Genomic DNA, 13,416 nt, shown 5'->3' on the forward strand with positions numbered 1-13,416 from the left:
TTAGTTTTATATTAAGCAACAACACCTTGACAGCTACTTCCTGCTCCTGCAGTGCAACCATAACAATGTTGTGAAATTACTATGTTTCTACCTTCAAGTAATTCGGTTTTATAGTCTGATATATGTTTAGATTTACTGTTTACAGGCAATTCTAGCATTTGGTTAAAATCGCAATCAAATAAATAACCATCCCAACTTACAGACAATGTATTAGTACACATGACGTTTGCTACTGCAGCAGGATTATAAGCTTCGACTAAAGAGTACATATAATCTTCGTAGTTTTCTGAGGCTATTAAAAAGTCTAAAAATCTAGCAATTGGTAGGTTTGTAATTGCAAATAAGTTATGAAACTGAATGCTAAAATCTTCCATCAAAGCTTTTTTGAAATCTTTTTCCATAGCCATTTGGTCACCAGGTAAAAAGGCTCCTGAAGGATTGTAAACCAAGTCCAATTTTAAATCGCTTCCTGGCATACCATAACCAACAGCATTTAACTCCTGCAAGGCTTTTATAGACATGTCAAAAACACCTTCGCCACGTTGTTTGTCCGTTTTTCCTCTTGTCCAATGTGGCATTGAGCTTATAACATGAATATTATGCTTTTTGAAAAACTGTGGTAAATCGTAATACTTTTTGTTAGCACGAATAATGGTTAAATTAGAACGTACAATAAAATCTTTAATTCCAATTTTTGAAGCTTCTTCTACAAACCATCTAAAATTTGGGTTCATTTCTGGAGCACCTCCTGTTAAATCTAAAGTATGCGCACCTGTCGTTTTAATAACATCCAAGATTTGTTGCATAGTCTCTTGGGTCATAATTTCCTTTCGGTCTGGACCTGCATCTACGTGACAATGCTCGCACACTTGATTACACATGTAACCAACGTTAATTTGTAGTATTTCTAGTTTTTTCGCTTTAAGCGGAAATTGACTAGTTTCAGAAATTTTATCTTTGAAAGTTGGTAATTCGCCATCAGCAAAAATTCCGCCAGATAATATCTCTAGTTGTTTATTGCTTTTTGCTAAATCGCTACCTAATTTTTTAAGGGATTTTGTTGCCATTAATCAATTTGTCTTGTTTGTAATTCTTACGTAAGTAATACCAAATTGGTTTTATTTTAACCGTCTAATTTGTTTACTTTATTCATCATTTGTACACCATGAACTAAAGTTGCACCACTTTTTATAGCTGCACCAACGTGTATGGCTTCCATCATTTGCTCCTTTGTGATACCACGTTGTAAGGTATCTTTGGTATAAGCATCAATGCAATATGGGCATTGCTCAGTATGTGCAACAGCTAATGCTATTAATGATTTTTCGCGAGCAGTTAAAGCGCCTTCTTCAAATACTTTTCCGTAATAGTCAAAAAACTTGTTTCCAAGTTCTTCATTCCATTCTGTTATTTTTCCGAATTTTCTTAGATCCGCTGGATCGTAATATGTTTTTGCCATCATGATTTTTTTTAAAGATATAAATCTAAAACCGTTTTGTCGTAAAGTTTTAGTAGTACTAACAAAAGTACTGTTATTTATGATAAATTAATAGATAGTAGGTTTTGGTAAGGTGTATTTTTTGGTTTGAATAACTTCGTTTTTAAGGACTGTTTTATTCAAAAAATAAAAGATATCGTCAAGATCTTCAGGATGTACATTAGCTGCATCATGAGTTCCGTTTTTGACTAGATTTAAATAGTAGGAACTTTCTAAAGTGTCTAATTTTTCGGTAATAGTTTTGGCACCATGTAACATAATATAACCAGGTTTTGTTGGTTTACAGTGGTGGTGTGGAGCACTGCCAAAGGGTACAGCTTGATCCTCCGTACCGTGTGTAAGTGCTACTGGTATTGCATTGTCAATAGTCAAGTGGTCTATGTCCAGAAATGCACCAGAAAAACCAATTACTCCTGCAAATTTAATGTCTTGATACATGCTTAAATCTGAAATAAAAAAACGTCGCATAAATGCTGCATGTAGTGCTGTCTCTGCTCCAGAACTGCTTCCTGCTGCAATAATTTTTGTTGTATCTACTTGTAGCATCTTGCTATTTTGATAGATAAAATTAGTAGCATCTAAAAAGTCGATAACTGCCTGATTAAAGGTGAACATCTTGTCTTCTTTACTACAATTGCAACTAAAGCCAGTATCTGTTCCTTTTCTTAATAATCTATATGTTATCGATACTCCAATATACCCATTTTTATTGGCAGCATTAACGATATTCAACTCGTCAATACCATTACGTTCACCACTAGAAAATCCGCCACCATGCATCCAAATGACAACAGGTAAGCTATCTGTTGGTTTAATGTTTTCTGGCGTGTAAACATCTAATTTAAGTGTGTCTAATCCTTTTGTGGCGTAGGTGTAAGTTTTCATGTTTTGAGCTGGACTGGAAAAAAAGGTTAATACAATAACTAGTATGCATAGGTTTTTCATAACACGTATAATAATCTAAATTTTGCCAAATAACAGATTTTTATGTTAAATATTTTAATTTAGCAATAAATATATTTCTATGGATTATTTTGTGATTGCATCAATATTAGTACTTATTTCTGCCATTTTTGGGTATATAAATGTGCGGTTTTTAAAAATGCCTAATACCATTGGTTTAATGTTAATTACCATTGTGTTTACATTAGGGGTTTTTGCATTAAGTTATTTTGATGATACTTTGCTAAACGCAGAGAAGTTTATAATTACACAAATAGATTTTAAAAGTGTTCTATTAGACGTAATGCTAAGTTTTTTGCTGTTTGCAGGTGCTTTACATACTAATTTTGAGCAGCTTAAAGTACAGCGTTGGCCTGTTTTTGCATTTGCGACCTTTGGTGTTTTGATTTCGACATTTTTAGTTGGTGGTGCTATGTTTTATGCATTGCCAATTATAGGCTTACATATAGATTTTATATACTGTTTATTGTTTGGTGCATTAATTTCGCCAACAGATCCAATTGCTGTTTTGGGTATATTAAAAAAGGCAGGTGTGCCTAAAAAATTAGAAACTAAAATTGTTGGAGAATCCCTTTTTAACGATGGTGTTGGTGTTGTTATATTTTTAACCATATTTAAAATTGCCGATTTAGGTATTGAAAATGTTAGTGCTTTAGAAGTTGTGGAGCTGTTTGGTGTTGAGGTGCTTGGAGGGATTGCATTAGGTTTGATTTTGGGCTGGATTACGTATAGATTAATGAAGTCTATTGACGATTATGATATTGAAGTTATTATAACCCTAGCTGCTGTTATGGGAGGAACTGTTTTAGCGCAAAAGCTGCATATATCAGCGCCTTTAGCAATGGTGACCGCTGGTTTGGTAGTTGGGAATGATACGGTTAGAGATAGTGCAATGTCGAAAACAACAGAAACCTATGTCGATAAGTTTTGGGAGTTATTGGATATTCTTTTAAATACCATTCTGTTTGTTTTAATAGGGATGGAAATGTTAGTGTTAACCTTTAAATTCGAGTATTTGACTGCTGGTTTATTAGCAATTCCTTTAGTGTTAGTTTGTAGATATATTTCATTGTTAATACCAATAAAATTCTTTGAAAACAAGTTGGACTTTGTTCCAAAAACTAACCTGATTATGACTTGGGGTGGATTGCGTGGTGGAATATCTATAGCGTTGGCTTTAGGTCTTACAGAAGTTATGGAGCGTGATTTAATTTTGGTAATTACCTATGTTGTGGTTGTTTTTTCTATATTAATACAAGGAATGACCGTTGGCAAATTAGTTAAAAAACTAGAAATTAAATAGCCCTTATGCAAAACTGGATTAGTCTATTGTCTGATTTTAAGGCAAAACAACAACCCATTGCTTTTATTACTGTTTCCAAATGTCTGGGGTCAACACCTTGCGTTGTTGGTTCTAGAATGATAGTCACTAAAGACAAACAGATCTACGGAACCATAGGCGGAGGTAAGCTAGAGTTTAAAGCTATTGACGAAGCATTAATTGCTATTAATGACAACAGAATTATAGAATCTAGTTACACCTTAGGACCAGAGTTTGAGCAATGCTGTGGCGGGAAAGTCGAATTTATTATAGAACCTATGAATCAATCGCCAGAGTTATTTTTATTTGGAGCAGGACATATCGGAGTAGAAATCTGCAAACTTTTAGTAGACACGCCTTTTAAAGTTAATCTAATAGATTCTCGAGACGACTGGTTTTCTAATCTAGAGTTAGATTCTAGTATTGCAACACATCAAACTACTGAAACTGATTTCAAAACGTTTAAGGAGGTTGTAAAATGGGGTAGTAACAGCTACGTTTTAGTGTTAACACATAATCATGCAATTGACTTTGATATTATAGCAATGGCGTTACAAAATCAAACTAAATTTTTGGGGTTGATTGGCAGTAAAACTAAAAAAGTCAGATTTAACAATATGCTTATTAAAGAGATGAATATTCCTGAAGGTATGACTAATGTCGTTTGTCCTATTGGTTTAGACATTGGAGGTGATACACCAAAAGAAATTGCTATAAGTGTTGTTGCACAATTACTACAAGTGCATTATAAAAGCTTAGCTAATTAATACTAAGATTTGATGATAATATTCCCTCTATGAGATTACGAAGTGTCTTGTAAGTAAAAGAATGGCTATTATTGCAGCAATTAAAGATGAAAAAAAACAAATCAATCATAGATAAATTAACTGCGCTTTGGGCTTTAAATGAGTCTGGTTTGGGTGGTTTTTTACATGTGTTTAATTCGCCATTCACAGGTTTGATTGTTGGTGGTGTTTCAATATTGTTAATTAGCTTAATTGCTTTTTATGCTAAAAATAAATGGCAAGCTATTTTAAAAGCATTGGTTATTGTCTTGATTATTAAAATGGCAGTAAGTCCATATTCTCCGTTCGGAGCTTATGTTGCAGTCAGTTTTCAAGCGCTTTTTGGTGCGTTTTTATTTTCTAACTTTTCTTGGAAAGGTGTCGTGATTTTGGTTTTAGGAATGGTGATTTTTTTAGAGTCCGCATTGCAAAAACTAATAGTGCTAACAGTGGTTTATGGTACTGGTCTTTGGGAAGCTATTAATATTTATGGCTCATGGGTTCAGAAAAAGTTAGACTTTGTCTCAGAAACGTCTACCACATCTTTTTTAGTCACGTTATATCTTCTGATATATGGAGTTTGTGGACTATTAGCCGGTTTATTTATTAAAAGTATTATTAAGATAATATCAAGAAAACCTGAGGTTGATTTTTATTTAGATACAATGCCAAAAGCGTCGGAAAGCACTAAGCATAAAGTACCCTTTAAAACCAAAGTTATTTGGGTGTGGTTAATTACGGTTGGCCTTATAGTTTTAGGGTTTTCAATATTTGGAGGTCCTCTTTTTGGGTGGCAAAAGGCTATTTATATCGTGTTTCGTAGTTTTCTTATTTTAATGCTTTGGTATTTAGTAATTGGTCCTTTTTTATTAAAAATGGTTCAGAAATACTTAAGTAAAAAAGAATCTAAATATCAAAAAGAAATAACAAACGCGATGGATTTGTTTCCTTATTTTAGGCAGATTATTTCTTATACTTGGAAACAAACGCAGCATTTAAAAGGATTCAATCGTTTTAAGTTTTTTATAGCCAATAGTATTTCTAACTGTATTCATTTTAAAACGCCTACGGAATGATTTATATCCTTACGGGAGCAATACGATCAGGTAAGACTACAGCGTTGTTAGATTGGTCTAAAAACAAGAATGATGTTGATGGATTATTGTGTCCCGATGATGCTAATGGAAAACGTTATTTTCTGAAATTAAAAAACAAAACAACTTTTAAGCTTGAAGCTGAAGCTGAAGCCGAAGCTATTGTTGCAATAGGTAATTTTAAATTTTTGCAATCGGCTTTTAATGAAGCTAATGACTATTTGATTTTAGAAGCTTCAAAAACAAAACCTCAATTTTTAATTATTGATGAAATTGGTAAGTTAGAATTAAAAAATGAAGGCTTGCATGTCTCAACCCAAGCTTTGATTTCTCAGTTTAGATCTAAAGATAACTCACATCTTATTTTGGTAGTCAGAGATTATTTGTTGGATGCTGTTTTGGAGCATTATGAGATAACTGAATGTTCTATTCTGACTATAGAAGATTTAGAACATTTAATCTAACTAAAAATAGTTTCGCCTAAAGCGTAATAAATCGCCATTATTGCAGAGTATATTGCGCTTCCTAAAAAACGCCATTTTAATTTAAATCTATTTTGAATCAAGTAATTTGCTAAAAACGAAATAGGAATATTTACTAAAAAGGACCAAAAGGCAATTTCTATTAAATTAAAGCCAATCGCATTAAATTGTGCCGAAAATAATTTGATAAACAATAAATGTCTTGCAACCCAAAGTGGATTAAAGTAGGCTATGGCTAAACCTGTTTTAGATAATACAGCGCGTGCACCTTTTAAATCTTTAGTTTTTTTCACTATCCAATCAAAATAGTTAGGGATTTCAAACGCATAAAAAGTGGCGCCAACAAATGCCATTCCCAGTAGTCTGTGCCAAGAATACTCGTCGACAATTAAGGCTGCTATTGTGTCTCCAGCACTATAAATTAGTGCACCTTTAAGGATGTTTTGTGTTTTGTAATGTAGTGCGATAAGGCTTAATTATTTTTGATATAAACCAGTTAATACCTTTTCAGGTGTCATTGGTGCATGAAATTGCATGTCGTAGTTTGGATTAAACGCTTTTATAGCATTTTGAAGTGCAAAATAAGCACCAATCCCATACATTAAAGGAGGCTCTCCAACAGCTTTAGATTTTAATATAGCCATGTCGTTTCCTTCAGTTTCTACAGGAATCACTTCTACTGTTTTTGGTACAGAAAAGATATCAGGAATTTTATAGGTGGAAAGTGCATTTGATAATAATTTCCCTTCTTTATTATAAGCAATCTCTTCCATAGTCATCCAGCCAATACCTTGTATTAAAGCACCTTCTACTTGACCTAAATCAATACCTTCGCTCATGCTTTTTCCGTAGTCATGTACAATTTTTACGCTGTCAAACTCATAAGTACCACGCATACAATCTATAGTGGTTGTTGTAATTGCGGTTCCGTAAACATGATAAGCAAAAGGATGACCCTTTTCTTTGGTTTTGTCAAAGTGAATTTCTGGAGTCGCATAATGTGCGTTTTCAGTTAGAGCAACACGTTTTAACATGGCTTTGCTGACTAGCTCTGTCCAAGTTAAAGCTGATTTTTTATTGTTGATATAAACAGATTCTTCATTTAAAGTAATGTCTTTTATTGGAGCTTTTAAGTCTTCCGAAGCCACAATTTTTAATCTTTCAACTAAAGCATTACAAGCCATTAAGGTTGCTTTTCCGTTTAAATCTGCGGTAGAACTTGCAGCAGAAGGCGACGTATTGGCAACACGCGTTGTATTGGTTGTTTCTATTTTGATTTTTTCAATAGGAATAGAAAACACATCCGCAGCAATTTGCATCATTTTGGTGTTTACACCTTGCCCCATTTCTACAGCAGCAGTACTAATACCAACGCTTCCGTCTAAATAAATATGAACCAAAGCACGTGCATGATTCATTGGTGTGTTTGTAAACGAAATACCAAAAGTAATGGGCATAAACGCTATTCCTTTTTTGAAACTTGTATTGTTATTATTGAAGTCTTCAACCGCTTGTTCTAAAGCTTCAATGTCAAATATGTTTTTAGCAGAATGCCATGTGTTTTTGGCTTCTACTTTTTTTGCAATTTGTCCATAAGAAAACGTGTCGTTTTCATCTAACAAATTCGCTTCTTGAATTGTTCGTGTTGGTACACCAATTTCATGAGCAGCTTTTGCAATAGCAGATTCGATTACAAACATACCTTGTGGACCTCCAAATCCTCTAAATGCTGTGTTTGGCGGTAAGTTGGTTTTGCAACTCAACACTTTTGTTGTTACATTAGGTATGTAATAACTGTTGGTGGCATGAAACAAAGTGCGCTCTGCAATTGCAGGAGATAAATCTGCTGCAGCACCAGAGTTTTGCAAAAACTCGGTTTGATACGCTATAATTTTTAAGTCTTTTGAAAGTCCAATTTTATATGTGCTTTCATAGGGATGACGTTTTCCTGTCATGCGTAAATCGTCATGACGATTTAAAATCAGTTTTACAGATTGGTTTAAATGGTGCGCAGCCAAAGCTGCCATTACAGCCCAAGGTGTTGCTTGATCTTCTTTACCTCCAAATCCACCTCCAAGTCGTGTTACATCAACTTCAATTTTATGCATTGCAATGCCCAAAACTTTAGCAATTGTTTTTTGCACAGCAGTTGGACCTTGTGTAGATGATGTTACTTTTATGTTTCCGTTTTCTAAAGGTTCTGCATAAGCACCTTGTGCTTCGATATATAAATGCTCTTGTCCGTTAGAGAATGTTTCACCTTCAAAAACATAGTCACAATTTGCAAATGCTTTTTCTGTATCTCCTAAACTAAAAGAACGTGGTGCATTAATAAAGCTGCCTTTTGCTTTGGCTTCTTTTGCTGTAGTAATGACTGGTAAGTTTTCTATTTCAATGATAATTAAATCTCGTGCTTTTCGAGCAATAAATTCTGACTCCGCAACAATTAATGCAATGGGCATTCCCCAGAAATGGACGTCGTGTTCTGCAAATAAAGGTTCGTCTGGAATAATACCACCAATTTCATTTTCTCCAGGAACATCTTTATAAGTAAAAATACGTTGTACACCTTCTAGAGCTTTTGCTTTAGAATAATCAATACTTTTTATTTTTCCGTGCGCTTTTGGCGAATCAAAAACAACAGCATGAAATGTCCCTTGTCTAATATTAACATCGTCAACATACAATGATTCTCCACGGACATGCGTGTAAGAGTCTAAGTTTTTGATGCTTTGTTTTAATGATTTTGAAACAGCATCTAATTTAGTGTCTAATACTTTATTTGGCTTGTTTTTATGCATGCTGTACAAAATCGTTTAAGGTGAAGTGCTTCGGGAATAACGTTGTAAAATGAGCAAAAAATAATTGTCGTCCTAACAACCGTTTGTAGTCAGTTGTCCCACGCACATCACTAATTGGACTGATTTCATTTTGAAGTATTTGATTAGCTTCAATTATAGTGTCTAAAGTCAATGGTTTATCAACTAAAAAGGCTGAGGTCTCATGCAAATATTTTGGAATGGCAGCAACACCTCCAATGGAAACATGCGCTTCCGATATCGTTTCGTTTTCAACTGAAAGATGTATTGCAGAATTGACACTAGCAATATCTAAATGTGTCCGTTTACACACTTTTTCAAAATTGAAAAATGACTGTTCTGTTGGTAATTTAAATTGAATGCGCTTTAAAAGTTCGTCGTCTTTTAAATCGTAAGTTTTGTACCCTTTGTAAAAGTTTTTGAGTGCAATGGTTCTTTCTTTTTCTTCAGAATTTAATATTGTAATATTACTATCAAGCGAGAGAAAAAAGATAGTCATGTCTCCAATAGGCGAGGCGTTTACTAAATTCCCTCCAAGCGAAGCCATGTTTCTAATTTGTTCTGAAGAGACTAACTTTAAGTGGTTTCTTAAGTTTGGTAAAATACTATTTAATTCCGTATGATTCCATAAATCTGAAACCGTTGCGTTGGTTCCAATCGTGCAAATACCATTTTCAATAGTAATTCCTTTTAAATACTCCTTTTCGGCTATTAGATGTACAGCGTTGTCTACTAAATAATCCGCTTTTTGGACATATAAATCCGTACCTCCAGAAACAAATTTCCCTTTGGGTTGATTTAAATCTTTAGCTTCAATATCTTTTAAACGTTGTGGGATGCTTTTAAAATATTCAGGAATAAATTGGTTTTCAATTAACCAATTAAACGTGGTGTTAGTGTTGTTGTCTAGTTTTTTTACAACTTGATGTGCTGCTTTTTCAATTGCTTTATATCCTGTGCACCTGCAAATGTTTCCGCTTATAGCGTCAATTGCATTAGTGTAATTTTTATCCGAATTTGATAATGCAAATCCTGTCAAGGCAACCACAAAACCAGGTGTGCAAAATCCACATTGTGTGGCGTAATTTGCTTTCATGGCTTCTTGGGCAGTGGTTAATTTGTCTTTAAGATTTGTACCTTCAACGGTAACAATGTGCTTGCCATGTGCATTTCCTAGTGGCGAAATACATGAGGTAATACTCTGGTATTCCATTGTGTTACCATTGTGTGTTCCTACTAAAAGGGTACAGGCGCCACAATCTCCTTCGCGACAACCAATTTTTGTTCCTGTTAAGCGTTGTTGATAACGCACAAAATCCAATAAAGTAGTTCCGGAATGTTCCGAGGTTTTTATGGTTTTGTTATTTAGGATGAAGGTTATCATGTTGTACGTTTAATTAATTTTTAATTATAAATGAATTATAAATGAATTAAAAATGTAATGAGGTCGTCACTTCGAGTGCAATTCCTTTTTTTTGAATTTTGTTTTGAGAAGTTTTTTTTAAAGGTTCTCGATACATTTCGGTAAAAACCGAAACACTCGAAGTGACGTCATTGTTTATTTAGTATTCAGTTTTATCCACTTTCTTAGTCCATTCTTGAAAAGGTTCTAAAGCTATTTCGCGCGCTAATTGCTCAAACGGGATACTTCTTTCTGCGTATGGTAATGGGATTTCTTTGTAAATAAATTCGTCATCAAAACCAATATTGGCAGCGTCTACTTGATTACTTCCGTAGTATACTTTGTCAGGTCTAGCCCAGTAAATAGCACCTAAGCACATTGGGCAAGGTTCGCAAGAGGTGTATATTTCGCAACCATCTAATTGAAACGAATCTAAATTTTTACAAGCATCTCTAATAGCAGTTACTTCTGCATGTGCAGTTGGGTCGTTAGTAGAGGTTACTTTATTGTTTCCGCGTCCTACAATTTTTCCATCCTTAACAACGACACAACCAAATGGTCCACCTTCGTTGTTGTTCATTCCTTTTAAAGCTGCGTTTACAGCTTCTTTCATAAATTGATCTTTATTACTCATACTATAATTTAAATTTTTAAGTTGAAAAATGTAGCATTAGCTAATATACTACTTTTTTATAGTGAATTATTAATCTTTGGTTTAGTTCTTTAAACCAAAAAACCCGATTCAGATGAATCGGGTTTTTAGTGGTGGTGCCTCCAGGAATCGAACCAGGGACACAAGGATTTTCAGTCCTTTGCTCTACCAACTGAGCTAAGGCACCAGTAGCAATAAATTGCGAGTGCAAATATAGTTTCAATTTTAGAACTACCAAACAAAAAATCAAAAAAATTACAATGTTTTTTTACTTTTGTTTCTTTTGAAGGCTTATTTGTCTCAATTTCAATATTATAATATTATTAATACTTTTTAATACAATCGTTTTGTAGATTTACCATTTTTAAATGTAGAATGAATTTAGTAATAGATGTAGGAAATACCCGAACTAAACTAGCTGTATTTGATAAAAACAACATTATAACTGTTGTTATTGTTGAGCAGTCAGAAGTTTTGGATGGTATAAAAGAATTAAGAAAGTCTTATAACCAATTGCATTTAGCAATTGTATCATCGGTTGGAATTATAGATCAAGCTGTTGTTAATTATTTGAGCCTACATTTTAATTTATTGGTACTAAGTCATGAAACGCCTTTACCATTTAATAATTTATATGCGACTCCAAAAACATTAGGCATTGATAGAATAGCATTAGTTTGTGCCTCTGTACAACAATTTGCTAATAAAAATGTTTTAATAATTGATGCAGGTACTTGTATTACGTATGATTTTATAACTAATACAAATGATTATTTGGGAGGTTCAATTTCTCCGGGAATAAGAATGCGTTATAAAGCATTACATTACCAAACCGCTAAATTACCATTGTTAGAAACACAGTTTCCGGAACATTTTATAGGAAACTCGACAATAAACGCAATAAATAGCGGAATTGTTTATGGTGTTTTAAGTGAAATAGATGGAATAATAGAACGTTATAGTGCTGATTATTCAGATTTAACAATAATTTTAACAGGAGGAGATACTAATTTTTTGTCTAAACAATTAAAAAGTAGCATATTTGCCAACTCAAATTTTCTTTTAGAAGGTTTGAATTTCATATTACAATACAACACAAACGGATGATAAAAAAACTTGTATTAGTTTTTATTGCAGTTTTTGCAATTCAAAGTTACGGACAGGAGGGAACAGCTTCACCATATTCTTTTTATGGTATAGGAAGCTTAAAATTTAAAGGATCGGTTGAAAATCGTAGCATGGGAGGGTTAGGTGTTTACAAAGATAGTATTCATATTAATTTTTCAAATCCAGCAACTTATGGTGGTAACAATCTTGCAACTTTTAATAATGAAACAAGACCAGTAAAATTTACAGTTGGAGGAAGCCATACAACTACTGATCTAAAATCTGATAATGGAAGTGATAGTGCTACAAGTACTACTTTTGATTACTTAGCTTTAGCTTTTCCTGTAGGGAAATTTGGTTTTGGTTTTGGACTACTACCTTACTCCTCTGTTGGGTATGAGTTAGAAACTCGTAATGCTAATGATATGGTTGATTACAGATATGCAGGAGAAGGAGGTCTAAATAAGGCTTTTTTAGCTTTAGGATATCAAGTTAACAAAAATTTTAGTGTAGGTGTACAGATGGATTATGATTTTGGTAACATCCAAAACAATACAATTAATGTATTGTATAATGACGCTGATGAGCCACTACAATATTACTCAGAAGAGAGTAATAGATCAGATTTAAGTGGTTTAAATTTTAATTTAGGAGTGCATTACCAAAAAATGATTTCGCCTAAATTAGAGTATCAAGGGTCTATGACTTACACACCAGAGATTAAATTGACGTCTCAAAACCAACGCTCAATATCTACAATTGATGTCTCTTCTGGTTTAACAAATCAAATTGATGTAGACTTATCTGCAACTAATTTAAAAGAAACAGAATTAACTTTGCCTTCTAAATTTACTATTGGATCTGGTATTGGTCAGCCTAGAAAGTGGTTTGCAGGTTTAGAATATACTTCGCAAAATACAAGCGAATTTTTTAATCCTTTGTATGATAATGTTGGAGCAACGTTTGAAGATGCTTCAAAATTATCTTTAGGAGGATTTTATATTCCTGAGTATAATTCGTTTTCAAGCGGTTGGAAAAGAGTTACTTATCGTGCAGGTATGCGTTTTGAGAACACAGGGTTAATTATAAATGATGAGTCGATAAAAGAGTTTGGCATGTCTTTTGGAGTAGGAATACCAGTTGGAGTTTGGTTCTCTAATGCTAATTTAGGAGTAGAGTTTGGACAAAGAGGTACAACCACTGCTAATTTAGTAAAAGAAAACTTTGTTAACTTCCAATTAAGTTTATCACTAAATGATAGATGGTTTAATAAAAAGAAATATAACTAACAGC

13 protein-coding genes and 1 tRNA gene are annotated in these 13,416 nt (G+C 33.5%); 6 read left to right on the plus strand and 8 right to left on the minus strand.

The genetic code is table 11. The features are described 5' to 3' along the window. Positions 1-11: 11 nt before the first annotated feature. From arsS to WNY60_RS05850, 3 genes are all read right to left on the minus strand, one after another. On the minus strand, positions 12-1,067 hold the full coding sequence (gene arsS, locus WNY60_RS05840; protein WP_145003799.1) for an arsenosugar biosynthesis radical SAM (seleno)protein ArsS: 1,056 nt from the start codon (positions 1,065-1,067) through the stop codon (positions 12-14). 56 nt (positions 1,068-1,123) lie between these two features. After that, positions 1,124-1,459: an arsenosugar biosynthesis-associated peroxidase-like protein gene (locus WNY60_RS05845; RefSeq protein ID WP_090838001.1), complete on the minus strand. Its 336-nt coding sequence runs from the start codon at positions 1,457-1,459 to the stop codon at positions 1,124-1,126. Positions 1,460-1,546: 87 nt separating this feature from the next. Beyond that, complete coding sequence (locus WNY60_RS05850; RefSeq protein WP_342861805.1) at positions 1,547-2,383, minus strand: alpha/beta hydrolase; 837 nt, start codon at positions 2,381-2,383, stop codon at positions 1,547-1,549. 139 nt (positions 2,384-2,522) lie between these two features. Between WNY60_RS05850 and WNY60_RS05855 the strand changes: the two genes are divergently transcribed. The 4 genes from WNY60_RS05855 to WNY60_RS05870 all read left to right on the plus strand — a co-directional run bounded on the left by WNY60_RS05855 (position 2,523) and on the right by WNY60_RS05870 (position 6,125). After that, entirely contained in the window at positions 2,523-3,764 is a 1,242-nt protein-coding gene (locus tag WNY60_RS05855; protein WP_145003792.1) for a sodium:proton antiporter, read from the plus strand. Positions 3,765-3,769: 5 nt separating this feature from the next. After that, positions 3,770-4,549 carry a xanthine dehydrogenase accessory protein XdhC gene (xdhC, locus tag WNY60_RS05860; RefSeq protein ID WP_342861806.1) on the plus strand — a complete coding sequence of 260 codons (780 nt, stop codon included), beginning with the start codon at positions 3,770-3,772 and terminating at the stop codon, positions 4,547-4,549. Positions 4,550-4,635: 86 nt separating this feature from the next. Continuing rightward, a complete protein-coding gene (locus tag WNY60_RS05865; protein WP_342861807.1) occupies positions 4,636-5,643 on the plus strand; it encodes a hypothetical protein in 1,008 nt (335 codons plus the stop codon). After that, positions 5,640-6,125, plus strand: a complete 486-nt coding sequence (locus WNY60_RS05870) for a nucleoside-triphosphatase (protein WP_342861809.1) — start codon at positions 5,640-5,642, stop codon at positions 6,123-6,125. The genes WNY60_RS05865 and WNY60_RS05870 overlap by 4 nt, the downstream gene beginning before the upstream one ends. Here WNY60_RS05870 and WNY60_RS05875 read toward each other — a convergent pair. The 5 genes from WNY60_RS05875 to WNY60_RS05895 all read right to left on the minus strand — a co-directional run bounded on the left by WNY60_RS05875 (position 6,122) and on the right by WNY60_RS05895 (position 11,203). After that, positions 6,122-6,496, minus strand: a complete 375-nt coding sequence (locus tag WNY60_RS05875) for a hypothetical protein (protein ID WP_339808757.1) — start codon at positions 6,494-6,496, stop codon at positions 6,122-6,124. The two genes, WNY60_RS05870 and WNY60_RS05875, sit on opposite strands and share 4 nt — an antisense overlap. A 123-nt stretch (positions 6,497-6,619) precedes the next feature. Next, positions 6,620-8,944: a molybdopterin cofactor-binding domain-containing protein gene (locus tag WNY60_RS05880; RefSeq protein WP_342861812.1), complete on the minus strand. Its 2,325-nt coding sequence runs from the start codon at positions 8,942-8,944 to the stop codon at positions 6,620-6,622. Then, entirely contained in the window at positions 8,937-10,346 is a 1,410-nt protein-coding gene (locus tag WNY60_RS05885; RefSeq protein ID WP_342861813.1) for an FAD binding domain-containing protein, read from the minus strand. The genes WNY60_RS05880 and WNY60_RS05885 overlap by 8 nt, the downstream gene beginning before the upstream one ends. A gap of 178 nt (positions 10,347-10,524) precedes the next feature. Continuing rightward, complete coding sequence (locus WNY60_RS05890) at positions 10,525-10,998, minus strand: nucleoside deaminase (RefSeq protein WP_342861814.1); 474 nt, start codon at positions 10,996-10,998, stop codon at positions 10,525-10,527. A gap of 129 nt (positions 10,999-11,127) precedes the next feature. Then, positions 11,128-11,203: transfer RNA gene (locus tag WNY60_RS05895), tRNA-Phe, on the minus strand. Positions 11,204-11,391: 188 nt separating this feature from the next. On the opposite strand from WNY60_RS05895, the gene WNY60_RS05900 reads away from it, so the two are divergent. Both WNY60_RS05900 and WNY60_RS05905 read left to right on the plus strand, forming a co-directional pair. Beyond that, positions 11,392-12,123 (plus strand): type III pantothenate kinase, encoded by a 732-nt coding sequence (locus WNY60_RS05900; protein ID WP_342861815.1) that lies wholly within the window; start codon positions 11,392-11,394, stop codon positions 12,121-12,123. Next, positions 12,120-13,412: a hypothetical protein gene (locus tag WNY60_RS05905; RefSeq protein ID WP_342861816.1), complete on the plus strand. Its 1,293-nt coding sequence runs from the start codon at positions 12,120-12,122 to the stop codon at positions 13,410-13,412. Before WNY60_RS05900 ends, WNY60_RS05905 begins: the two co-directional genes overlap by 4 nt. Positions 13,413-13,416 lie beyond the last annotated feature (4 nt).

Source organism: Olleya sp. AS48 (genome assembly GCF_038900355.1).
Taxonomy (GTDB): Bacteria; Bacteroidota; Bacteroidia; order Flavobacteriales; family Flavobacteriaceae; genus Olleya.

Excerpts from the sequence above, each read along its gene's own strand:
- arsS (WP_145003799.1), bottom strand. The coding sequence starts at position 1,067 with ATGGCAACAAAATCCCTTAAAAAATTAGGTAGCGATTTAGCAAAAAGC.
- WNY60_RS05845 (WP_090838001.1), bottom strand. The coding sequence starts at position 1,459 with ATGGCAAAAACATATTACGATCCAGCGGATCTAAGAAAATTCGGAAAA.
- WNY60_RS05850 (WP_342861805.1), bottom strand. The coding sequence starts at position 2,383 with ATGAAAACTTACACCTACGCCACAAAAGGATTAGACACACTTAAATTA.
- WNY60_RS05855 (WP_145003792.1), top strand. The coding sequence starts at position 2,523 with ATGGATTATTTTGTGATTGCATCAATATTAGTACTTATTTCTGCCATT.
- xdhC (WP_342861806.1), top strand. The coding sequence starts at position 3,770 with ATGCAAAACTGGATTAGTCTATTGTCTGATTTTAAGGCAAAACAACAA.
- WNY60_RS05865 (WP_342861807.1), top strand. The coding sequence starts at position 4,636 with ATGAAAAAAAACAAATCAATCATAGATAAATTAACTGCGCTTTGGGCT.
- WNY60_RS05870 (WP_342861809.1), top strand. The coding sequence starts at position 5,640 with ATGATTTATATCCTTACGGGAGCAATACGATCAGGTAAGACTACAGCG.
- WNY60_RS05875 (WP_339808757.1), bottom strand. The coding sequence starts at position 6,496 with ATGGCATTTGTTGGCGCCACTTTTTATGCGTTTGAAATCCCTAACTAT.
- WNY60_RS05880 (WP_342861812.1), bottom strand. The coding sequence starts at position 8,944 with ATGCATAAAAACAAGCCAAATAAAGTATTAGACACTAAATTAGATGCT.
- WNY60_RS05885 (WP_342861813.1), bottom strand. The coding sequence starts at position 10,346 with ATGATAACCTTCATCCTAAATAACAAAACCATAAAAACCTCGGAACAT.
- WNY60_RS05890 (WP_342861814.1), bottom strand. The coding sequence starts at position 10,998 with ATGAGTAATAAAGATCAATTTATGAAAGAAGCTGTAAACGCAGCTTTA.
- WNY60_RS05900 (WP_342861815.1), top strand. The coding sequence starts at position 11,392 with ATGAATTTAGTAATAGATGTAGGAAATACCCGAACTAAACTAGCTGTA.
- WNY60_RS05905 (WP_342861816.1), top strand. The coding sequence starts at position 12,120 with ATGATAAAAAAACTTGTATTAGTTTTTATTGCAGTTTTTGCAATTCAA.